This window comes from Micromonospora sp. NPDC049171 (genome assembly GCF_040648275.1).
Classification (GTDB): domain Bacteria; phylum Actinomycetota; class Actinomycetes; order Mycobacteriales; family Micromonosporaceae; genus Micromonospora.
This window is the reverse complement of sequence record NZ_JBEZDJ010000020.1, coordinates 18,946-40,754: the sequence shown is the minus strand read 5'-3', so window position 1 is coordinate 40,754 and position 21,809 is coordinate 18,946. Positions and strand designations below refer to the sequence as shown.

18 protein-coding genes are annotated in these 21,809 nt (G+C 70.6%); 15 read left to right on the top strand and 3 right to left on the bottom strand.

Annotated features, from left to right (window positions below; all coding sequences use genetic code 11):
• Positions 1–278 precede the first annotated feature (278 nt).
• The 3 genes from AB0B14_RS24160 to AB0B14_RS24150 are packed head-to-tail and all read left to right on the top strand — an operon-like array spanning position 279 to position 3,862.
• Positions 279–1,328: a transposase gene (locus AB0B14_RS24160; protein ID WP_357080103.1), complete on the top strand. Its 1,050-nt coding sequence runs from the start codon at positions 279–281 to the stop codon at positions 1,326–1,328.
• 1 nt (position 1,329) lies between these two features.
• On the top strand, positions 1,330–1,992 hold the full coding sequence (locus AB0B14_RS24155; RefSeq protein WP_357080106.1) for a TylF/MycF/NovP-related O-methyltransferase: 663 nt from the start codon (positions 1,330–1,332) through the stop codon (positions 1,990–1,992).
• Positions 1,993–2,029: 37 nt separating this feature from the next.
• Positions 2,030–3,862 carry an acyl-CoA dehydrogenase gene (locus AB0B14_RS24150; protein ID WP_357524281.1) on the top strand — a complete coding sequence of 611 codons (1,833 nt, stop codon included), beginning with the start codon at positions 2,030–2,032 and terminating at the stop codon, positions 3,860–3,862.
• Between the two features lie 112 nt (positions 3,863–3,974).
• On the opposite strand, the gene AB0B14_RS24145 is transcribed toward AB0B14_RS24150, so the two are convergent.
• Complete coding sequence (locus AB0B14_RS24145) at positions 3,975–5,444, bottom strand: NAD(P)/FAD-dependent oxidoreductase (RefSeq protein WP_357080112.1); 1,470 nt, start codon at positions 5,442–5,444, stop codon at positions 3,975–3,977.
• 1,012 nt (positions 5,445–6,456) lie between these two features.
• On the opposite strand from AB0B14_RS24145, the gene AB0B14_RS24140 reads away from it, so the two are divergent.
• Complete coding sequence (locus tag AB0B14_RS24140) at positions 6,457–9,546, top strand: NACHT domain-containing protein (RefSeq protein ID WP_357524279.1); 3,090 nt, start codon at positions 6,457–6,459, stop codon at positions 9,544–9,546.
• A 315-nt stretch (positions 9,547–9,861) separates the two neighbouring features.
• On the opposite strand, the gene AB0B14_RS24135 is transcribed toward AB0B14_RS24140, so the two are convergent.
• Positions 9,862–10,344, bottom strand: a complete 483-nt coding sequence (locus AB0B14_RS24135) for a helix-turn-helix domain-containing protein (RefSeq protein ID WP_357524277.1) — start codon at positions 10,342–10,344, stop codon at positions 9,862–9,864.
• Positions 10,345–10,462: 118 nt separating this feature from the next.
• Entirely contained in the window at positions 10,463–10,840 is a 378-nt protein-coding gene (locus tag AB0B14_RS24130) for a metalloregulator ArsR/SmtB family transcription factor (RefSeq protein ID WP_357080120.1), read from the bottom strand.
• An 84-nt stretch (positions 10,841–10,924) separates the two neighbouring features.
• Here AB0B14_RS24130 and AB0B14_RS24125 point away from each other — a divergent pair, with 84 nt between their 5' ends.
• From AB0B14_RS24125 to AB0B14_RS24075, 11 genes are all read left to right on the top strand, one after another.
• On the top strand, positions 10,925–11,074 hold the full coding sequence (locus AB0B14_RS24125) for a hypothetical protein (RefSeq protein ID WP_357080123.1): 150 nt from the start codon (positions 10,925–10,927) through the stop codon (positions 11,072–11,074).
• 23 nt (positions 11,075–11,097) lie between these two features.
• Entirely contained in the window at positions 11,098–11,358 is a 261-nt protein-coding gene (locus AB0B14_RS24120) for a hypothetical protein (protein ID WP_357524275.1), read from the top strand.
• A complete protein-coding gene (locus AB0B14_RS24115) occupies positions 11,355–12,596 on the top strand; it encodes a M28 family peptidase (protein ID WP_357524274.1) in 1,242 nt (413 codons plus the stop codon). Before AB0B14_RS24120 ends, AB0B14_RS24115 begins: the two co-directional genes overlap by 4 nt.
• Before the next feature lie 75 nt (positions 12,597–12,671).
• Positions 12,672–14,090, top strand: a complete 1,419-nt coding sequence (locus tag AB0B14_RS24110) for an FAD-dependent oxidoreductase (RefSeq protein ID WP_357524272.1) — start codon at positions 12,672–12,674, stop codon at positions 14,088–14,090.
• Entirely contained in the window at positions 14,090–15,343 is a 1,254-nt protein-coding gene (locus AB0B14_RS24105; RefSeq protein ID WP_357524270.1) for an MFS transporter, read from the top strand. The genes AB0B14_RS24110 and AB0B14_RS24105 overlap by 1 nt, the downstream gene beginning before the upstream one ends.
• A 96-nt stretch (positions 15,344–15,439) precedes the next feature.
• On the top strand, positions 15,440–15,772 hold the full coding sequence (locus AB0B14_RS24100) for a hypothetical protein (protein WP_357080138.1): 333 nt from the start codon (positions 15,440–15,442) through the stop codon (positions 15,770–15,772).
• Positions 15,769–16,212, top strand: coding sequence for a MerR family transcriptional regulator (locus AB0B14_RS24095; protein WP_357524268.1), 444 nt, complete (start codon positions 15,769–15,771; stop codon positions 16,210–16,212). Before AB0B14_RS24100 ends, AB0B14_RS24095 begins: the two co-directional genes overlap by 4 nt.
• 81 nt (positions 16,213–16,293) lie before the next feature.
• The gene (locus tag AB0B14_RS24090; RefSeq protein WP_357080206.1) at positions 16,294–18,420 is read left to right on the top strand and encodes a molybdopterin oxidoreductase family protein; all 2,127 of its coding nucleotides are present in this window, start codon (positions 16,294–16,296) and stop codon (positions 18,418–18,420) included.
• 16 nt (positions 18,421–18,436) lie between these two features.
• On the top strand, positions 18,437–18,784 hold the full coding sequence (locus AB0B14_RS24085) for a molybdopterin oxidoreductase (RefSeq protein ID WP_357080144.1): 348 nt from the start codon (positions 18,437–18,439) through the stop codon (positions 18,782–18,784).
• Complete coding sequence (gene nirB / locus AB0B14_RS24080) at positions 18,784–21,441, top strand: nitrite reductase large subunit NirB (protein ID WP_357524266.1); 2,658 nt, start codon at positions 18,784–18,786, stop codon at positions 21,439–21,441. The genes AB0B14_RS24085 and nirB overlap by 1 nt, the downstream gene beginning before the upstream one ends.
• Positions 21,441–21,770, top strand: a complete 330-nt coding sequence (locus AB0B14_RS24075) for a Rieske (2Fe-2S) protein (protein WP_357080150.1) — start codon at positions 21,441–21,443, stop codon at positions 21,768–21,770. Before nirB ends, AB0B14_RS24075 begins: the two co-directional genes overlap by 1 nt.
• The last annotated feature ends 39 nt before the right edge of the window (positions 21,771–21,809 follow it).

Here is a 21,809-nt window from a genome sequence, read left to right as displayed (position 1 = left end):
GCCACCATTCAGGGTGGATTGATCGTTTCACGTTCCATCCGGAGGGGGCCCCGGGGGAGCCGACACTCTTGATCAAGAGAGATGGGGGGCGCAACCCGGGGTGACTGGAACACGAAGTTGATCAATTCCAGTGCAGGTCGCGGAATTCTCAACGCGTAGAAGATAGCTCCAATCGGGGATGGGGATATCCATTGCAGATGGTTCGGGAACTCGACAAATTGGACCGTGATCCGAGGCTGGGGAACGTCTATCCCAACCTGGCTTTGAATGTGGAGACGATGCTGCGGCGACTGCACGGCCGGATCTCCGGCTGCTTCGCCCGAGCGGAACCGCGGGAACGAGCGTTGCAGTACCTCCTCGGCCTCGCCGGGGGATCCGGCGTCGATGCGGCCGGCCGACGGAATGTCGCCAGCTACTCACGCGAGGCACGCGCGGACGGCGCACAGCGACTGCTCACCACCGCGCAGTGGGACGACGCCGACGCGCGACGCAAGCTGCGCGAGGTCGTCCGGTCCAGCGTCGGAGCGGCGGGCTGCCTCTACGTCGTCGAGGCGACGTTTCCCAAGAAGGGCAACGCCCCGGCCGGAGTGGATTATCAGTACCGGCCCGAGAGCGGGCGGGCGCAGAATTGCCAGTGTGCGCTGTTCCTGCTGCACGTCACGCCGGATATCCGATTGTTCATGCTGGACCTCGACCTCTACCTGCCACCCGCCTGGATCACCGACCGCGACCGGCGGGCGCGCGGACGGATCCCGGACGGCCTGACCTACCGGTCGAAATCAGCGATAGCTCGGGACCTGATCCTCTCTGCCATCGACAGCGGTTTCCGACCCGACCGGGTCTACCTGTCCTTGCACTGCAGGGACAACCCGGGCGTGCTGGAAGCGTTGCAGCAGCGTCAGATCCCGCAGCTGGCCGGCCTCAGCCTCGACGACCTGAGCAGGGTGGCCCGGATCGACGCGGCGGTGCCGGCGATGCGCGACGACGCACGGCGTTCGGGTGAGACCGCACAGCGCGGCCGTGAAGCTCTCCCGCGCGGCCCCGTCACCGTGCGGTTCGCCCCGGCGAGCAGCCGGGATGGCCGCGGTGCCAGCCCTTACCAGGCCAGAGCGGGCTACTCGATGTTCACCAACGACGTGGTCCGCAGCATCGCCGAGCGTCGCTACGTCGAGCGGCGCTGGAAGGACATCCGGAGCGACATCCGGATGGACCGGTACGAGGTGCGCAGCTGGCGTGGCTGGTACCGGCACATGACTTTCGCCATGACTGTGCAGCTGGCCAACGAGCTGACCCTGACCGGTCCGGCTGACGGAGAACTCGGAGCCTGACGTGGACAACGACATGATCCTCAAGCTGGCGGCCGACAACGTCGAGTACGGCGATGTCGACCGCCTGGTGAACATCTACTGGGCACTGTCCAGCACCCTGGTGCAGGGGGTAGCGGGGGACGTGGTGGAGGCCGGCTGCCATGCCGGCAACACGAGTGTCTTCCTGCAACGGCTCATCGAGGAGTTCGCACCCGAGCGCGAGTTACACCTCTACGACTCTTTCGAGGGCCTGCCGAAGCCGAGCGAACACGACACGTTCCTCACCGAGGGCGCGCTCAAGGTGGATCTCACCGACCTGAAGGCCACGTTCGAGAAGTGGGAGCTGCCGCTCCCGAACGTCCACGCCGGGTGGTTCGACGAGACACTGCCCACCCAGCTGCCCGACCGGGTCTGCTTCGCCTATCTCGACGGCGACTACTACGAATCGATCCAGGTCAGCCTCGAGCACATCTACCCGCGACTCAGCGACGGCGGCATCCTCATCGTCGACGACTACTGCGACAGCGGGCGCAATCCGCAGGCGTTCGACCGGTTCTCCGGCCCGAAGCGAGCGTGCGACGAGTTCTTCGCCGACAAGCCGGAGAAGGTGTCCGTGCTGGTCGGGTCGGGCGACCTCGCTTTCGGCTACATCCGTAAGGGCTGGGTGGCGCCCCCGGGGCACTGATCAGCCGACGCCATGCACAGAAACGGGGACGAGAGTCTTGGGGCACTACCGCAGCAACGTACGGGACCTGGAGTTCAACCTCTTCGAGGTCTTCGACACCGGAACCGGCCGGGGGCCGTTCGCGCAGACGGACGCCGACACCGCGCGGCGTCTCCTACGGGAGACAGCGGCGCTGGCCTCCGGGGCAGTGGCCGACTGCTTCGCGGACGCCGACCGCAACCCACCGGTGTTCGACCCGCAGTCACACAGTGTGACGGTCACGCCCTCGCTGGCCCGGATGTACCGCCAACTGTGGGCCGATGACTGGCACCGTCTCATGCTCCCCACCGAGCTGGGCGGGTTCGGCGTGCCCCCCAGCGTCCAGTGGGCTGCGGTCGAGCTGCTGGTCAGCGCCAACCCGGCACTGCACCTGTATTTCAGCGCCGCGCCGAACTGCGCCGCCATCATCGACCGTACCGGCACCGAGGAGCAGCGGCGATGGGCGCGGTTCATGGTGGAGCGGGGCTGGAGCGCCACGATGGTGATCACCGAGCCCGACGCGGGGTCCGAGGTCGGTGCTGCCCGGACCCGGGCGGTCCGGCAACCCGACGGCTCCTGGCACCTCGACGGGGTGAAGCGGTTCATCACCGGCGGTGACCACGACATCACCGAGAACATCCTGCACCTCGTCCTGGCCCGCCCGGAGGGCCCCGGCATCACGTCACGGCCGGGCACGAAAGGGCTGAGCCTCTTCCTCGTGCCCAAGTTCCTCTTCGACCCGGAATCCGGCGCTCCCGGGGCACGCAACGGTGTGTACGCGACAAACCTGGAGTCGAAGATGGGCATTCGCGGGTCCGCCACCTGCGAGTTGTCCTTCGGTCAACACGATGTGCCGGCCCAGGGCTGGCTCCTCGGCGACGTGCACGAGGGCATCGCCCAGATGTTCCAGGTCATCTCGTGGGCCCGGATGACGGTCGGCATCAAGGCCATCGGCACGCTCTCCACCGGCCACCTGAACGCCGTCGAATACGCCAAGCAACGGGTGCAGGGCTCGGACCTGCGGCGGATCTTCGAGAAGGGGGCGCCGCGCATTCCCATCGTCGACCACCCCGAGGTACGACGTTCGTTGCTGCTGCAGAAGGCGTACGCGGAAGGTCTGCGGGCGCTGTACCTCTACGCCGCCACACTCCTGGACCAGGTGGAGGCGAACGAGGGTGACGTGCGGCTCGCCAGCAGCCTCAACGATCTGCTGCTGCCGCTGGTGAAGGGTGTGGGCGCGGAACGGGCCGCAGAGCAACTGCAACACGCCCTGCAGATCTTCGGCGGCTCCGGCTTTCTGCAGGACTATCCGCTCGAACAGTACGTGCGGGACCAGCGGATCGACTCGCTCTACGAGGGCACGACCGCGATCCAGTCCATGGATCTGCTGTTCCGCAAGATCGTCCGGGACAACGCGCAGACGCTGAACGCGCTGATCAGCGACATCCGCGCCTTCAGCAGCGGCGAGGCCGGCAACGGCAGGCTCAAGGAGGGACGGGGCTTTCTGGGCGAGGCGGCCGACGACATCGAGGCCATGCTCGCCAAGCTGGCCGAGCGTCTCTTCGCCGTGCAGAGCGACCCGGACCAGATGCTGGCCGTCGGAGAGCACACCGTCCGGTTCATGATGAGCATCGGTGACCTGGTCATCGGCTGGTTGCTGCTGCGCCAGGCGGATGTCGCCATCGTCGCGCTGGACGCCGGGGCGTCGGGGCCGGACGCCGACTTCTATCGGGGAAAGGTCGCGGTGGCGACGTACTTCGCGACAACGGTGCTGCCCGAGCTGTCCGTGCGGCGCCGGCTGGTGGAGAACAGCGGCGGCACCCTGATGGCGATGAGTGCCGCGGAACTCTGACGACCGTTCGCGACCGATCCGGCCCCGCCGCACCCACCGGTACGGCGGGGCTTTCGCCGAACCGCACCCGGCAAGCTCCATCAACCGCGGCGGGGACCGGGATCGAGGACGTTCACCGGAGTGCCGTGCTGCTCCGGTGCTCGGCGACCACGGCGGGGAACCGGTCGATCTGTTGTACCGCGGTCAGTGCGGTCTCGATGCCGGCCTGGATCCAGGCCGGTGTCACGGAGCAGTGCTCGCCGGCGAAGAACAGACCGCCCTGCGCGCGGATGGCCTGAGCGGCGTCCTGCTCGAGCTCGGCGCCGGTGAGCCCCTGCCGGACCGCCGCGCACCCTCGGCTCCAGCGCCGTTCTCCCCAGGCGATGCTGACGACGTCCTGGATCATTCCCGCGGCCCGCAGCTCGGGGTGCATCGCCGTCAACTCGTCCACGACGATCCGGTGCCGCTCCTCGACCGAGAGCCGACCGAGTTGGTCGGCGTCCTCGGCGATGGTGTAGCTGCCGAGAAGTGCCGCCCCACCGGCCGGATCGGTGATCGGAGCCGGGTAGTAGGTCTGCCGGATGCTGCCGCCCGATGCTGATCCGCCGCCGACGGTGCGGTGCCGGTTCCAGAAGGCCTCCGCGCAGAGCAGCCCCACCTTGGTGGCGGACCCGTAGTCCAGCCGCTTGATGGTCTCCACCTTGTCGGCGTCGAATCCCCGCAGCGGGAGGTTCCGCAGAACGGAGAAGGGGAGGGTGCAGAGGACGACGGGGTAGGTCACCGCCGTCCGCCCCCGCTCGGTGGCCAGCCCGACCGTCACACCCTCCGGACGTACGTCGATGGCGGTCACCTCGTGACGCAGGTGTATCCGGCCCGGCAGTCGGCTCGCCAGACCGTTGGGTAGCTGATCCATGCCGTGGGGAAGGCACACCATCCCGGTGCTGAACCTGCGCAGAATGTCGTCGAGGAAGCCCTTCAGGGCACCGCTGCAGGCGGCGCGAAGCTCTGGGTGCCGGCGGAACGCCGCGCTGAGGTCGGCGCGTCCGTCCCGGAGAAACGGTGTCACGTCCAGGCCGCCCACCACGTCGAGCAGACCCGCCAGATCGGCGCGCATGATGTCGCGCTGTTCGCGTGGCGCCAGCGCCCGCACCATGGCGTGCATCCAGCCCACGAAGAGCAGTGCGTCGGACCGGTGGGCCGCTCCCGGGCAGGATCGTGCCGTCTCGCGGACGAGTGCGTCCGCGGCATCGCGTGCCCGCACGAACCGCGTGCCGATACGAAGCAGATTGTCGGGATCGGTGAGAACGTTCGTGAACGGACGCAGTTGGTCGCTCAGGCCCAACTCGTCGATGTAGCGCAGAGTCAGCTCGTGGTCGCCGGGGATCCGCATCGCGCCGAGTTCGACCACCGGTCCGGCGCCCTCGCCGAACCGGTGGGTGAATATCCGGCCACCCACCCGTGAGTCGGCCTCCAGTACCACGACGCGGTGCCCACGGCGGGCGAGTTCGTACGCCGCGACCAGCCCGGCCACACCGGCGCCGAGCACGGCGATCGTGGCATCGGCGACGTCGCCCCGGCCCGGTCCTGCGGTGAACCTCTCCATGCGCGTGAACCCCGATCGCACGTCGGTGATGAGGAAGGGTGAATCTGCGGCGCGGGCGCGGCTGTCCACAGTCGGTCACGCCGCGGCGCCGGGCACGCGGATGGTGGGAGAACAGCTGAATGCCGAGCTCGTTCCCGAGACCTGATCTGACAACTGATCGCCGGCGGGGAATAGCCGAGCGCGGTGGCGGCAGGGTCCATCCGGCTGGCCTCCACTTTTGCGACGAATGCCCTCAGCTCGCGTTTGTGCACAGCACTCCCCGGGTCGTCGCTGCGCCATCCGCGATGGAACCGCCCTGGGCAGTCTAACGTGGTCGCGCGGGAATCGGTGGACCCGTCATCGTCAATTCTCGAAGTGCGTAAATGGTGGACTCGTACGCACTTGGAGAGTCCGTTCGATGTCGGTCCGACAGCGGCCCGGCGCCTGCCGACGTGCCCGCGTTCCGCGCCGGAGCAGAATAGGGGAACATCGCCGTTGACCGGCGCATCTGCTTGCACCGCAACCTTGTCGCCCAGCCGCGGGCCGACCGCGCAGGGTGGAGCTCCGGGAGCCGTTTTGGCCCTGCGCCGCCACCGGGCTTCACGCGGGGAGGGCCTGCCGATGACCGGCCACCCATTCATCCTTGGCCCGCAACACGATTAGCACCCGGGATGCGCGATGACCGTATTCGTTTCGCGCATCCTTCCTCAGTTGTGGCTCCTATGGGATCGGTTAACAATTTCGGATCGGACGTACTCGGAACGCAAGGCGGTGTTCCTGGTGAGAGGTCAACGACGTGCAGTAAACCTGCCCGGCGACTTACCGTTTTGTCGGCGGCCTGCGCAGCACCGACGTGTCGGGCGGCGACTGCGGGCAGCTGCCGCTGTCGTTGAGGGAAAGCGCCCCGGCCACGGCGACTTCGTCAACTCCCCGACAGATGACACCGGACGGTTGGGCCGGGATGGGAGATTGGGGGCCGGCGAGCAGTCCAGAGGGGAAACGGTTGCGCCCTCGATACCGCGCGGTCGTCATTGTGCTGGTGATACCGCTGATCACCGCGGTTGTCGGTGTGCTCATCAACGTCGCGACGGCCGGCGTCGAAGTGAAAGGCGCATTCGGCCGCATCGCGATCTGGATGGCGCTGCTCCTTGTCAGCATCGTGGGTGGCGCGACGGCTTGGCGGCTCGGGCGCCCGGCGGAGAAGGACCCGGTGGGTCGGGCCGCCACGTCGCTTCGGCGGGATCTGCAGCGGCGGTGGATGACCGATCCGGTGTGGCGGAGCGTGCGCGACGGCGACCGGTTGCCCGTCCGCTGGGACGCCGCCCCCACCGCGCTCTTCCCGGCCAACAATCGGGCCTGGCAGGAGCGCAAGCACCCTGGGGACGGCGCCCGCCTCGCCGCGTTGGTGACCGCCACCGGCGCACCGTCGCGTCTGGTGGTCCTCGGCGAAGCGGGCAGCGGCAAGACCGAGCTGCTCGTCGGCGCCTTCCAGGCGCTGCTGGAAAGGTCCGGCGACGACCGGCGGGTCCCGGTCTTCGTCCCGATGACCGCGTGGCGATCGGCGGACGACCCACGGCGCTGGCTCGTGGACTGGCTGACCACCAACCACGGCTTCCTCAGACAACCCGTTTCCGGCGAGGACGGACGGACGCTTGCGCACGCGCTCGCGGAGGACAACCGGCTGATCTTCATCCTGGACGGGTTCGACGAGATCGCGCCGGAGCACCGGGCCGACGTGTTGCGCAGCCTCAACACCCTCCCCTCGGCCTGGTCGGTCATGTTGAGCTGCCGGACCTCGGAATACCAGGCGCTGCGCAACGTCGGCAGAGTGCTCACCGACGCTCGTGGCATCGTGATCAAACCTCAACGGCGAGAGCAGGTGATGCGCTACCTGAAGAACCGCAGCGAGTCGCCCGAGCGGTGGGCCGACGTGGAGAATCGCATTCCACGGGCCACCGTCCTGACGAAGGCGTTCGAGACGCCGCTGATGGTCACGCTCGCCGACGCCATCTACAACGCCGAGCCGAGCCGCAAGGACGGCAGCAACGTCCCCGAGCCGAGCGACCTTCTCGCCTACCAGGACGGCGCCGCGCTGGCGCACCACCTCCTCGGTGACGTCGTGACGGCACGGTATCCGACGGACCGCTCCAGCGGATGGCCCCGGGTCGGGCAGGCCCGTCGGTGGCTTGGATACCTGGCCGCCGCGACCGACTCGGACGACATACGCTGGTGGGACCTGCCGGTGCCAGCGGCGGCAACCCAGGGCGTGTGGGTCCGCAACGTGGCAACGGCGTTCGTCGTCGTCGCCTGGACGGCCCTGTCGGCCGGCCTCCTCAACGAATGGATCTTCACCGAGCCATACACCGGCGTGACCCACGCGCTGCGGATCTCCGCGGCGGCACTGCTCGTGTACCTCGCCATCCTCTATCTGACCGGCGCCTACAGCGACGCGGTCCTGGCGTCTGTCGGTGCCTACATCGCCGGCTGCCTGAGTGGCACGTACGACCTGGCGGTCGTCATCGGGCTCGTCGTCGGCTTCTCGTGGCGCTTCTCCTGGCATGACGAGCTTCCGCGGGTGCGTCGCGGCAGACTACGGAACGCGGTGCTCGTCGGAGTGGCGGCGGCGGTCGCCGCCGCGGCGATCCGGGGCGCCGGCGGGCTGTTCCCGTTGACACCCTCACTGACCACGGGCTTCGCCAGCGGCTCGGTCGACGGCTTCACCAGCCGCTGGGACGAGGAGGTCAACGGTTTCCTGGCGACCGGACTGGTCGTGACACTGACCGCCTGGGCAGGCCTGATCGTCGACCGTGGGCGGGTCGCCCTTCGGGTACGGGGTTGGCTCGCTCGTCCGTTGGTGCACGGGTTGGCGGTCGGTGTCGTGGTCACCGCGGTCAACTCCTGGGCAGACCGCTTCGGCAAGGTGGAGCATGCCTGGCTGATCGCCCCCGCCGACGGCTTCGCCGCCGGACTCGCCGTGTGGTGGGTGTCGCACTGGATCCACCTGTGGTCCGAGCCCACCAGGACACGTCGGCTGCCCCGGCCGCCATTGGCCAGCGTGGTTGTCGGAGTCGTGGCCTGCATCCTCCACACCGTCGGCTACTCCACCCGCACCGACATCCACTTCGGCTGGTCCCGCGCCCTGTCCGAAGCGATCTGCAGCGCCGCGCTCGTCTGGCTCGCTCTCGACCTGGCCCGGAGGACACCCGGCCGCGGAGTCGACGGGACTCCCCCGCCGCCGCGTCACCTTCTGCGCTTCGCTCCCGCCGTCGCGATCGCACTCCTTGCCGGTGCGCTCGACGCGGTCTCCGCGGGCGTCGCGCGGGGCGTCGCGACCGCGGTCGGCATCGGGCTGGTGCTGGTCTTCCTGACCGCGCGGCGGGCACAGCGCCACGTCGAGACCAGTGCCGCAGGTGCGTCCCCGGTCGAGGTGGGCATCTTCGCGCTGTCGCTCGTCGGGATCCTCGCGGGGTTCGCGTACGGCGTGCTGGTCGGCGTCGTCGCCGCGCTTGGCTGCCGGGTGGCGCGGGACATCGCCCGTCGCCGACAGCCCTCCGGCGCCTCGCCCCGGCCGTCGTTGCGCGGCGCGGGAGCCGGCATCCTGCTCGGCAGCGTGCCGCTCATGGGCGCCGCCTACAACGGCACCGCGCCGGTGTGGCTGCTGGCCATCGGTGTCACCAGCGGTGTGGCCGGCGCATTCACCTTCGGCGTCGACGCGCGCGACCCGGAGCGGACGGCACCCGTGTCCCCGCTGGGCTCGTACCGGCAGGACCGGGCCGCGTCGCTGTTCCTCACCGCGGTGGTGGCGCTGGTCATCGGCCTGGCCGTGGTGGCGCGCGCCATGTCGGTCGTCGGCTCCGTCCCCGTCGCGCTCCTCGCCGGGCTGGGCACGATCCTCACGTACGGAGTGTCTGCCGGACTGGTGATCGCCGAGACGTCGACGCGGTTCCCGACCTTCCTCGTGGCCCGCATCCGGTTGGCCTACCACGGGCTCCTGCCGTGGCGGTCCATGACGTTCCTCGATGACGCGCACCGCGCGAAACAGATGCTGCGCAGCTCGGGCGCCGCCTACCAGTTCCGCCATCGGGAGTTGAAGGAGCGGCTTGCCGAGGATTCCCCAGGGTGAGTAGGCGCTGCGGGACGTCGAATCTCTTTGCTGCGACTGGCGGGAATCTTGGCATCCCGCGAATATCCGCTACCGGACAAGATCACTATTTGTGACGACGCCGCCCCCGTCATGTCGCGGTCACATACTTCCCTCGCCACGACAATCGATGCAGGGGAAATCATGAATGCATCTGGAAGGAGGCGCGTCGCCTGGGCTTTGGCTCTACTGGTGTCGCTGCTGTCGAGTGCGATCGGGACGACACCAGCCCACCAGGCGAAGTCCCCGACCAATATCAGGGGCCGGGAGGCGCCACCATCCTCCGCAACTACTTCATCAACGGATACGTCCTGTACAAGACCGCGACCGGTGTGGGCGAGGGACGCCGGTGGGGCAACAACCAGATCGTCTGCTGAGACATCGGGTCAACCCCCGCGCGGACGCGGCCGGGGTGTGGGTGCGCTCGGACCACAGGGCGGCGGCGAGTTGCGAGCGGGCGGAGTTGCGGGTGCACACGAACACCACCCGCCCCACGCCGGTCAGGGGCGCGGGGTGCAGTGCGGTGCGGGCTTCGGGGCGCAGCCGCAGGTAGGTGCGGCGCCGGTCGCCCTCGGAGCGCCCGCGGACGACGAGGCCTGCCTCGGTGAGGACTTTGACGTGGTGGGCAACCAGGTTCGTCGGCATCTGCAGGTCGTGGGCGATTTCTCCGGGCGAGGCGTCGCCGAGGGTGAGCGCGTCCACGATCGTCAGGCGCGCCGGGTCGCCGAGCGCGGCGTGGATCCGGGCACGCCCCTGCAAGGAAGCAAGCTCAGTAGTCATTGACTCTACAATTACTGAGCTATCGTGCAAGTGTCAACGGACGGCCGGGTGGCCGGGGGTCGCCGCGACGCCACCGCGCTGGCCGAGCGCCTAACCGGCGCGGGTCGCCGGTCAGGCCTCAGGCCACGGGGGCCGGTTCGACGCTGAGCAGTCCGGCGAGCTGGCGCAGGATGGCCGGCCGGGCCCGGTAGTACACCCAGGTGCCGCGGCGTTCGGCGTCGACGAGGCCGGCCTCGCGCAGCGTCTTGAGATGGTGCGAGATCGTCGGCCCGGTCAGGCCGAAGGCCGGGGTCAGGTCGCAGACGCACGCCTCCCCGCCCTCCGCGGAAGCGATCATCGACATCAGCTGCAGCCGCACCGGGTCGCCGAGCGCCTTGAACGCCGGCGCGAGCACCGCGGCGGTCTGCGCCGGCACCCGGCTCTGCGCCAGCGGCGGGCAGCACGGCGTGTCGGCGGTGAGGTCGATGACGGGTAGCAACCCGGCCTGCTTTGACATGCCTCTAGGTTGACAGGTGTCTAAGCAGCGTGCAACTCTCTGATTCGACGAACGTCAAGACAGACGTCGTGGGAAGGGGTCGTCATGTTCGGCACGGCACGGCGTTCAGCCCAGGCCCAGGCGGGAGCGCGGTTCTGTGACTCCTGCGCCCGGGTGTCCACCGCGGCGCAGCGGGCGCAGCGGCGCTACGACCAGGTCCGTGACACCGCCTACGCCCTGATCGGCGTCCGGTAACCCCCTGATCGAAAGGTTGTGTGATGAGCGAGAACACCCAGACCAGCCCCGCGACGGCGGGCGGGTTCGCCGGTGATCCGGGCGCCGCCCTGGAGGTGACCGGCTCCGGTTCCTGCTGTGGCAGCCCCGCGCAGGCGGTCGGCTCGATCCTCCCGCCCGCCGGGCAGTCGCCGACGGCGGGACCGTGCTGCGGCAGCCAGCAGGCCGCCGAAGCGGCTGACTCCTGCTGCGGCACCGAGGCGAAGAGCGCAGCCGTCACGACGGGTCAGGGGTGCTGCGGATGACCGCCCCGTCGGAATCGGCCGCCCACCTGGACGCGATACTGCCGCTGGTGTCGGCCGAGCGGATGGCCTGCACAGTCACTGCACTCGCCTCGGCTGAATTCACTGGCCGGCGGGTCGGCACGGCCGGCGGTGCCGCCGCCCGCGCCTGGCTCGTCGCGCACCTTGCCGACCTCGGCGCGATGGTCGACACCGACGACTTCCCGGTCCGCGCCGTACCCGAGCTGTACGCGGCGCCGACGGTTGTCTGGGGCGAAGGTGCGACCTCGACGCGGCTGACCTTCGGCCGCGAGGTCGCGGTCCACTGCGCCTCAGCCGACACTTCTGAGGTCAGGCGTGGCCCGTTGGGTGTGGCCGACAGCGGCGACCCGACCGGCCGATGGCTGGTGGTGCCCACGGGTATGCACCTCTCCGACGCCGCCCACGCTGCCTCGGGCGCGGCGGGTCTGCTGGTGAGCCGGGCTGTCGACGCCGACGGCTGGCAGTACACGCTCCTCGCCGGCCCGGACCCGGGACCGCTGCCCATCCTGACCCTCGACGCCAGCACCCACCGCGCCGCCCTGGCCGCCGCCACCGGTGCCGGCTGGTGGAGCGCCAACACCCCGCTGCACCGCCGCGACGTGACAGGCGCCAACATCCACGCGAGGTTCCCGGCGGCTGAGCCGGGTGGGATCGAGGTGTTGCTGACCGCGCACTACGACGGCGTCGGCGACCATCCCGGCCTGCGTCAGCCCGGCGCGTCGGACAACGCCAGCGGCGTCGCGGTGGTCCTGGAAGCCGCTCGAATCCTAACCGCCGCCCGTCCTGCAGGGCTCGGGCTGGCGGTCGCGCTGCTCGACGCCGAGGAGGTCGGTGCGTTGGGCTCGGCCCACCACAGCCAGCAGCTGCACGTCGGCGACGTTCGGCCGCTGATCATCAACGTCGACGGCGCCGGGCTGCTCGACCAGGCCGCCGCGGTCGAGGCCGGCGGTCCGGCCCACGCGCTACTCGCCCTGCTCGACCAGGCCGGGCGGCACACCGGCCTTCCGCTCGCCGCCGGGCCGGTCGCCTCCGACAACCGCCGCTACGCCGCCGTCGGTCTCGCGGCGGTGGGCATCGGCGCCGGCATGGCCGGCTACCACAGCCCCGCCGACACCCCGGACCGCGTCGACCCGCACACCCTCGACGCAATCGCCCGCCTCGTTGTCGCCACCGTCCGCCTGGCCGCTTCCGCCCCCGCCACAGATTCATCGTCGACCTGACCAACCCCCGACGCTGATGCTCGGCCGCCGCCTACCCGTTTGCTTCGACAACTCTCCAGACAGAGGAGACACCTGATGAACGCCCCGGACGACCTGCCCGTCGTGGTGATCGGCGCCGGCCCGGTCGGCCTGGCCGCCGCCGCGCACCTACACGAGCGTGGCCTACCGTTCCTCGTTCTGGAAGCCGGCGACACCCCCGCCGCCGCAGTACGGCAGTGGGGACACGTCCGGGTCTTCTCCCCCTGGCGCTACAACATCGACCCCGCCGCCCGCCGCCTGCTCGACGACGCCGGGTGGGTCGCCCCCGACCTGGAGGGCCTGCCCACCGGCGCCGAGCTGGCCGACGACTACCTCCAGCCCCTGGCGGAGCTGCCGCAGCTCAAGCCGCACCTGCGCTACGGCGCCCGCGTCGGGGCGATCAGCCGCCTCGGCCTGGACCGCCTGCGCACCACCGGCCGCGACACCACGCCGTTCCTCGTTCGCCTCGCCGACGGCGAGGGGATCCACGCCCGCGCCGTCATCGACGCCTCCGGCACCTGGGGTACCCCGAACGTCCTCGGCTCCTCCGGGCTGCCCGCCCGAGGCGAGGCCGATGTCGCGGCGCACCTCGACCACGCGTTGCCCGACGTCCTCGGCGCCGACCGGGACCGCTTCGCCGACCGGCACACCCTCGTCGTCGGCGCCGGCCACTCCGCCGCCAACACCCTGCTCTCCCTCGCCGAACTGGCCGAATCCGCCCCGGGCACCGAGGTGACCTGGGCGATCCGCACCACCTCACCGGCGCGCACCTTCGGCGGCGGCGACGCCGACGCGCTACCCGCCCGCGGCGCGCTCGGCTCCCGGCTACGCGCGCACGTCGACGCCGGCCGGATCCGCCTGCTCACCGGGTTCGCCGTGTACGCCCTCACCCCCACCGACGGCCGGGTCAGCGTGGTCGTGCGCCACGCCGACGGCAGCGAAGAGCAGACCACCGTGGACCGCATCGTCGCGGCCACCGGCTTCCGCCCCGACCACTCGATCGCCGCCGAGCTGCGCCTCGACCTTGACCCGGTCCTGGGTGCCACCCGCGCCCTGGCCCCGCTGATCGACCCGAACGAGCACTCCTGCGGCACCGTGCCCCCACACGGTGTCACCGAGCTCACCCACCCTGAGGTGGGTTACTACGCCGTCGGCATGAAGTCCTACGGGCGGGCGCCGACCTTCCTGATGGCCACCGGCTACGAGCAGGTCCGCTCCGTCGCCGCCGCCCTGGCCGGCGACTGGAGCGCCGCCCGCGACGTCCAACTCGACCTACCCGAGACCGGCGTGTGCAACAGCAACCCGGACGAGTCGGCGACCGGCGACAGCTGCTGCGGGCCCGCGCCATCCGTCGAGCCGGCGGGACGCGGACTGGCCACCGGCATCTCCGGTGGTCTGCTGGCCGCGCCGCTCACCCTGGTCCGCCTCAACGCCGCACCCGCCGACACGCAGGCCGGCAGCTGCTGCGCCAGCTGATGCCCACCACCACGACGGCGCCCGCCGACCCCACCGTCGGTGGGCACCACCGCTGGCGCATCGTCGCCGCACTCGCCGTCACCTCCACCATCGGCTACGGCACCCTCTACTACGCCTACGCCGTCCTGCTCACCCCGATGGCCGCCACCCTCGACACCTCCACCACCGCCGTCACCGGCGCGCTCACCGCCTCCGTCCTGGCCGGCGCCCTCGCGGCGATCCCCGTCGGCCGGTGGCTGGACCACCACGGTGGACGGGCGCTGATGACGGCCGGCTCGATCACCGCCACGGGCCTGTTGGTGGCCTGGTCCCAGGTCCACACCATCGAACAGCTCTACGCCGTCATGATCGGCATCGGGATCACTGGCGCGATGGTCCTCTACGAACCCGCGTTCGCCGTCATCGTCGCCTGGTTCACCCCTGACCGGCGCGCCACCGCCCTGCTGGTCGTCACGATCGTGGCCGGGTTCGCCAGCACCATCTTCATGCCCCTGACCGGGCTCCTGGCCGACCACCTCGGCTGGCGCGGCGCGCTGCTCGTCCTCGCCGCCATCCACGGCACGGTCACCGTGCCCCTGCACGCCCTCACCATCCGCCGGCCCCGGCCGGCAACGACCACGGCACCCGCCGGCACCGAGCGGTCCGGGCACGCCCAACGACGCGCCGTCGCCCAGACCGCGATGCGCGATGCCCGGTTCTGGATCCTCGCCGCCACCCTGATCGCCCACGGCGCGGCAACCAGCACCATGACCGTGCACCTCATCGGCTACCTCACCAGCCGCGGCCACCCGGCCACCATCGCCGCCACCATGGCCGGACTGCTCGGCGTCCTCTCGGTCACCGGACGACTCGTCCTCACCGCCGCCCGCCGACACCTGCGCGTCACCACCATCGTCGCCGCGGTGTTCGCCACCCAGGCCGCCGCCGTGCTCACCATGCCCCTGCTCGCCGGCACCCGCACTGGCGCGATCATCACCGTCATCGGCTTCGGACTCGGCTTCGGCATCACCAGCCTCGCCACCCCCGCCCTGCTCACCGCCCGGTACGGCACCACCGCCTACGCCACCATCGCCGGCCGACTCGCCGCCCCCGTCACCATCGCCAAAGCCGCCGCGCCCCTCGCCGCCGCCACCCTCCTGCACACCACCGCCGGATACACACCACTACTCGCCGCCGTCGCCGCATGCTGCGCCCTCGCCGCCACCGGCATGCTCACCCGCGCCACCACCACGGCGCCGAACCCCAGCGTCTGATCTCGCCGGCCACGGCGGCCGGGGGCCGCCACGGCGGCCTTCGTCGATCAATTGGGCTTGCATCCGATACCCGGGTACCGGCTTACCGTCATCGGTATGACCGCTGACGACCAGACATGGGTGCCCGAGGCGTGCACCCTGCCGAGCGGGCAACAACCGCTGCGGCTGGCCGAGTTCGACGACCTGTTCACCACCGCCCTGCGAGGGCAGCAGCGCCTGTCCCCCACCCACCTGCGGTGGCGCCTCGACCCGGCCGCCGAGACGACCGCCCGGGACCTGACCGGCCGGGAAAGCTCCTGCTGCTCGTTCTTCACCTTCACGATCACCGCCGACACCGGTGTGCTGCGCCTCGACGTGCAGGTGCCGGCCACGCACGTCGACGTCCTCGACGCGCTCGCCCAGCGGGCCACCGCCGGGATGACGGCGTGAGCGGGCTGCGCAGCGGCCAGGTCGCCGCAGCGGCCGGGGTGAACCCGCAGACGCTGCGCTACTACGAACGCCGGGGCCTGCTCGCCGAACCAGAGCGCACCCTGGGCGGGCACCGCCTCTACCCCGCCGAAGCGGTCACCGTGCTGCGGGTGATCAAGGCGGCGCAGGCGCTCGGGTTCACCCTCGACGAGGTCGCCGACCTGCTCGACGCGGGCCGACATCGCCACGGCCGCCACCCCGACACCGGTCTGCGGCTCCGCGCCCGCACCAAACTCGCCGAGATCGAGGCGAAGATCGCCGACCTGCACGTCATCGCCGACACCCTGCGCGCCGCGGTGGACGCCGGCTGCGACGACCTCGTCACGTGCGCCGGCCAGCCGTGCTGCCCCATCCCGTTCGCCACCATCGCGGGGGGAGCCTCCGATGCCGAAGCCCGTTGACCGCGGGTCGCAGAGCGTTACGACCTTGGTATGGATCGGAAACAGTGCCCGGCAAGCATCGGACGGGTGAGCGCATCGTCTATGATCGATACGCACTGTCCCTACTGCGCCATGCAGTGCGGAATATCCCTGACGACCGGCGACGGGCCGCCTCGACTGGCGCCCACCGAATTCCCGGTCAACAGGGGCGGTCTGTGCGCCAAGGGATGGACGGCTGCCGACCTTCTCGACCACGGTGACCGGCTGCTGAGCCCGCTCGTCCGTAAGGATCCCGCCGACCGCACCAGCCCGTTGCGACCGGCAGGCTGGGACGAGGCCCTGGACCGCATCGTCGACGCCATCCGCGCCAGCCAACACCGGTACGGCCCGGACAGCGTCGGGGCCTTCGGTGGCGGCGGGCTGACCAACGAGAAGGCGTACGCGCTGGGCAAGTTCGTCCGGGTGGCGCTGCGGTCGGCGTCGATCGACTACAACGGCCGGTTCTGCATGTCGTCCGCGGCGACCGCCTCGAACCGCTCCCTCGGGATCGACCGTGGCCTGCCGTTCCCCCTGGCCGACATCGCCCAGGCGCAGGCCGTGCTGCTGGTCGGCGCGAATCCGGCTGACGCGCTGCCGCCGTCCATGCAGTACTTCGACGCCGGACGGGCCGCCGGTGCGCGGCACATCGTCGTCGACCCCCGCCGTACGACCACCGCCGGGGGCGCTCACCTCCACCTGCAGCCACTGCCGGGCACGGACCTCGCACTGGCGAACGGGCTGCTGCACATCGCGATCCGCGAGGGCCTGGTCGACGAGACGTACGTGCGTGACCGCACGAGCGGTTTCGACGCGGTCCGGGCCACCGTGGCGGCGTACTGGCCGGACCGGGTGGAGCGGATGACCGGCGTACCGGAACGGGACCTGCGGGAGACGGTACGGCTGCTGGCGACCGCGACGTCGGCGATGGTGCTCACCGCTCGCGGCGCCGAGCAGCACAGCAACGGCACGGACACCGCGCAGGCGTACCTCAATCTGGCCCTCGCCCTGGGCCTTCCCGGACGGCCCTTCTCCGGCTACGGCACGATCACCGGGCAGGGCAACGGGCAGGGTGGCCGCGAGCATGGGCAGAAGGCCGATCAACTGCCCGGCTACCGACGCCTGGACGACCCCGCGGCGCGCGCACACGTCGCGGCCGTCTGGGGCATCGACCCGGACGAGTTGCCCCGGCCCGGCCGGTCGGCCTGGGAGATGCTCGACCGGCTCGGGACCGACGACGGAGTACGCGTGCTGCTCGTGCTGGCCAGCAACATCGCCGTGTCGGCCCCGCACGCCAACCGGGTGATGGACCGGCTGCAGGCGCTGGACCTGCTGGTCGTCTCCGACATCTTCCTCTCCGAGACCGCAGCCGTGGCCGACGTGGTGCTGCCCACGGCCCAGTGGGCGGAGGAGGAGGGCACGATGACGAATCTGGAGGGGCGCGTCATCCGCCGTAAGCGGGCCCTGTCGCCGCCGCCGCAGGTCCGCACCGACCTACGGATGCTCGCCGACCTCGCCGGCCGGCTCGGGCGCGGCCGCTACTTCGACGACGATCCGCGCCGTGTCTTCGACGAGTTGCGCCGGGCCAGCGCCGGCGGGACAGCCGACTACGCCGGAATCACGTACGAGCGCATCGAGGCGGAGCAGGGGGTCTTCTGGCCGTGCCCGAGCGAGGACCATCCCGGCACGCCACGGCTGTTCATCGACCGGTTCCCGACCGCCGACGGGCGGGCGAGGTTCTTCCGGGTGGAGCACCGCGATCCGGCGGAAGTGCCCGACGCCGACTATCCGTACGTGCTGACCACCGGCCGCAACATGCAGCAGTACCAGAGCGGCAACCAGACCCGCCGGGTCGGCGCCCTGACCATGGCACTGCCGGACGCCCGGGCGGAGCTGCACCCGGATCTCGCCCGCCGACACGGCATCGCCGACAACGACGTGGTGGAACTGCGCAGCCGACGCGGGCGGGCGCTCTTTCGGGCGCGCCTCACCAACGGCATCCGCCGGGACACCATCTTCGCACCGTTCCACTGGGCCGGCAGCTCCGCCGTGAACGCGCTGACCGACCCGACGCTGGACCGCCACTCGCGGATGCCGGCCTTCAAGGCCTGCGCGGTGTCGATCGCCCGCGCGGGCGGGCCGGACGACACCGACCTGTTGACCAACCCACCGCCCAATCCAACATCTCAATGAGCAAGGGAGCGTCGCTGTGCACACCACTCCCCGTTTCTTGCAAGGCGTCTACAACTTTGAGGGCAAGGGCCTCGACCGGCCCGGCCTCGTCGACGGCTCGCTCAGCTACGTGGTGCCGGGCGGCGTCGTCGCCCAGCCGGTCTACTTCCGCGGCGGCAACGCCAGTGACGAGTTGATCTGTGTCCTGCTCGTGCGCGACGGCCAGCCGATGCGGTACTTCCCGATCGGCGCCAAGTCCGACGTCCACGTGCCGCTGCGGGTGGTCGAGGACCTCGACTCCGGCACCGGTCTCGAGCTGCACGTGGCGGCGCCCGCCGGGGTGTCCGGCACCGTGATCGTCGACCTGGGGCTGGTCGAGGTCTGATGGACGCCGTCGACAAGCGCCGGCGCCTCGTCGTGGTGGGCAACGGGATGGCCGGCGCCCGCACGGTCGAGGAGATCCTCGAACGCGGCGGGGGTGACCAGTTCGCCATCACGATGTTCGGCGAGGAGCCGTACGGCAACTACAACCGCATCCTGCTCTCCAACGTGCTCTCCGGGGTCGACGACGAGTCGGGCATCTTCCTCAACGACATGTCGTGGTATGCGGAGAACGGCATCACCCTGCACGCCGGCACCCGGGTCACCCGCATCGACCGCTTCGCGCGACGGATCTACGCGGACGACGGCACCGAGACGCCGTACGACAAGCTGATCATCGCCACCGGCAGCCGGGCGTTCGTCCCGCCGATTCCCGGCCTCCACCGCCCTGGGCGCGGCTACCACCAGGGAGTGTTCGCGTTCCGCACCATCGACGACACCCGCAACATGATCCGGTACGCCCGCGAGCACGAGCGCGCGGTGGTGATCGGCGGCGGCCTGCTGGGTCTGGAGGCCGCCCGCGGCCTGCAGAATCACCTGGCCCACGTGACCCTGGTGCACGCCGCCGGCCATCTGATGAACGCTCAGTTGGACGCTCAGGCGGGCGCGATCCTGCGGCGCAGCATCGAGCGACTCGGCATCGAGGTCGTTCTCGGCGCGCACACCACCGAGGTGCTCGGCAAGCACGCCGTGACCGGGGTCAAGCTCAAGGACGGTCGGACCATCGCCTGCGACGTCGTCGTCGTGGCCGCCGGCATCCGGGCGAACGCCGAGATGGCCGCGACCAGCGGGCTGCCGGTGGAGCGGGGCATCGTCGTGGACGACCAGATGCGCGTGCAGGACGAGGTCGACATCTACTCGGTCGGCGAGTGCGCCCAGCACCGCGGCGAGACGTACGGCCTGGTGGCTCCGCTGTGGGAGCAGGCGCGGGTGCTCGCCGACCACATCACCGGGACGAACCCGAAAGCGGCGTACCACGGCTCTCGGCTGGCCACGAAGCTCAAGGTGGCGGGCGTGGACGTCGCCTCGATGGGCCTGAAGGAGGCGGAACGCGACGACGACGAGACGATCGTCTTCGCCGAGCCGCGCAAGGGCGTCTACAAGAGCATCGTCATCCGCGACGACCGGCTCGTCGGCGCGACTCTCCTCGGCGACGTGCGGAAGGTCGCGTTCCTCATGCAGGCCTTCGACCATGGGCTCGCCCTGCCGAAGGAGCGGGTCGAGATGCTGTTCGACCTCGGCGCGCCGTCGGCAGACGTGAGTGCCGCGGAGCTCGGCGACGACGTGCAGGTGTGCAACTGCAACGGCGTCACCAAGCGGGCGCTGGTCGGCACCGTGCGGGGCGGCGTGAAGACGCTCACCGGTGTCATGGACGCCACCCGCGCCGGCAAGGGCTGCGGGTCGTGCAAGGGCCTCGTCGCCCAGATCGTCGAGTGGGCCGCTGACGGCAGGGTCGAGGACGACCCGGCCGCGAGCTGGTACGTCCCCGGTGTGCCGATGCCCAAGGCGGAGCTGATGGCGGTGATCCGCGAACACGGCCTGAAATCCGTCTCGGCGGTGTTCGACACCCTGGTGCCCGGCGGCGAGGAGGACGCGAAGAGCAAGATGGGCCTGGCCTCGCTGCTGCGGATGATGTGGGGCGACGAGTACGTCGACGAACGCGACGCCCGCTTCATCAACGACCGGGTGCACGCCAACATCCAGCGCGACGGCACCTTCTCGGTCGTCCCCCAGATCAAGGGCGGCGTGACCACACCGGCCCAGCTCAAGCGGATCGCCGAGGTCGCCGAGAAATACTCCGTACCACTGGTGAAGATCACCGGCGGCCAGCGCATCGATCTGCTCGGCATCCGCAAGGAAGACCTGCCGAGGGTGTGGGCGGACCTCGACATGCCGTCCGGGTACGCGTACGGCAAGAGCTTCCGGACGGTCAAGACCTGCGTCGGCTCCGACTTCTGCCGCTTCGGCGTCGGCGACTCCACAGCTCTCGGCATCGCGATCGAGGACCGGTTCAAGGCCATCGAGGGCCCCGGCAAGATGAAGCTCGCCGTCACCGGCTGCCCCCGTAACTGCGCCGAGGCGTACGTGAAGGATCTTGGTGTGGTGGCCATCGAGGGCGGCAGGTGGGAGATCTACGTCGGCGGGGCCGCCGGCGCCCACGTACGCAAGGGGGACCTCCTCGCCGTCGTCGACTCGCCCGACGAGGTCATCACGCTGACCGGCCGGTTCCTGCAGTACTACCGGGAGAGCGCGAACTGGTTGGAACGCACGTACGCGTGGGTGCCCCGGCTCGGCATCGACCACATCCGGGCGGTGGTCGTCGACGACAGCGACGGCATCGCGGCGCGGCTCGACGCGGCCATGGCTGCCTCCGTCGCCGCGTACCGGGACCCGTGGCTGGAACGGCGGGACCCGGTCACTCCGGGGCAGTTCCGCACCTCCCTGCCGTTGACGGTCCTGCCTCAGGTGCCGGTCCGCGAAGCCGTGCCGGTCTCGGTCCCGGGACCGGTGGTGCCGTCGATCGGCTCCGCCGTGCCGGGGGGCGGCTCGGCCGGCAACGGGCACGGTGGCAACAGCCACGAGGCGCGCGGTGGCAACGGCCACGAGGGGCGCGGCGACAACGGGACCGGTGCCGGTCCGGCGTCCCCGAGGCGGGCGTGATGGCCAGGCTCGTCGCCGTGGAACACCGGCTCGGGCCGGTCGACGAGATCCCCCTCGGGGAGGGGCGTGCCTACGCCGTGGGTGACGAGATGATCGCCATCTTCCGGCTGCGTGACGGCAGCCTGCGCGCGCTGTCGGCGGTCTGCCCGCACGCCGGCGGGCCGCTCGCGGACGGCCTGGTGGACATGCGGGTCGTCGTCTGCCCTCTGCACCAGAACACCTTCGAGTTGGCGACCGGCTGTTCGACCACCGGACAGCCCCCACTCACCGTGTATCCGGTCCGCGCCGACGCCGACGGACGCCTGGTGGTGGGTCTGCCGCCGGCCTGAGGAGCGAACCACTCACGGTGTCGAGCGGACCGAGGACTC

What these genes read in the sequence shown, in the direction of transcription:
- AB0B14_RS24160 (WP_357080103.1), top strand. Translation starts at nt 279, where the DNA reads ATGCTGCGGCGACTGCACGGCCGGATCTCCGGCTGCTTCGCCCGAGCG.
- AB0B14_RS24145 (WP_357080112.1), bottom strand. Translation starts at nt 5,444, where the DNA reads ATGGAGAGGTTCACCGCAGGACCGGGCCGGGGCGACGTCGCCGATGCC.
- AB0B14_RS24135 (WP_357524277.1), bottom strand. Translation starts at nt 10,344, where the DNA reads ATGACTACTGAGCTTGCTTCCTTGCAGGGGCGTGCCCGGATCCACGCC.
- AB0B14_RS24130 (WP_357080120.1), bottom strand. Translation starts at nt 10,840, where the DNA reads ATGTCAAAGCAGGCCGGGTTGCTACCCGTCATCGACCTCACCGCCGAC.
- AB0B14_RS24125 (WP_357080123.1), top strand. Translation starts at nt 10,925, where the DNA reads ATGTTCGGCACGGCACGGCGTTCAGCCCAGGCCCAGGCGGGAGCGCGG.
- AB0B14_RS24120 (WP_357524275.1), top strand. Translation starts at nt 11,098, where the DNA reads ATGAGCGAGAACACCCAGACCAGCCCCGCGACGGCGGGCGGGTTCGCC.
- AB0B14_RS24115 (WP_357524274.1), top strand. Translation starts at nt 11,355, where the DNA reads ATGACCGCCCCGTCGGAATCGGCCGCCCACCTGGACGCGATACTGCCG.
- AB0B14_RS24110 (WP_357524272.1), top strand. Translation starts at nt 12,672, where the DNA reads ATGAACGCCCCGGACGACCTGCCCGTCGTGGTGATCGGCGCCGGCCCG.
- AB0B14_RS24105 (WP_357524270.1), top strand. Translation starts at nt 14,090, where the DNA reads ATGCCCACCACCACGACGGCGCCCGCCGACCCCACCGTCGGTGGGCAC.
- AB0B14_RS24100 (WP_357080138.1), top strand. Translation starts at nt 15,440, where the DNA reads ATGACCGCTGACGACCAGACATGGGTGCCCGAGGCGTGCACCCTGCCG.
- AB0B14_RS24090 (WP_357080206.1), top strand. Translation starts at nt 16,294, where the DNA reads ATGATCGATACGCACTGTCCCTACTGCGCCATGCAGTGCGGAATATCC.
- nirB (WP_357524266.1), top strand. Translation starts at nt 18,784, where the DNA reads ATGGACGCCGTCGACAAGCGCCGGCGCCTCGTCGTGGTGGGCAACGGG.
- AB0B14_RS24075 (WP_357080150.1), top strand. Translation starts at nt 21,441, where the DNA reads ATGGCCAGGCTCGTCGCCGTGGAACACCGGCTCGGGCCGGTCGACGAG.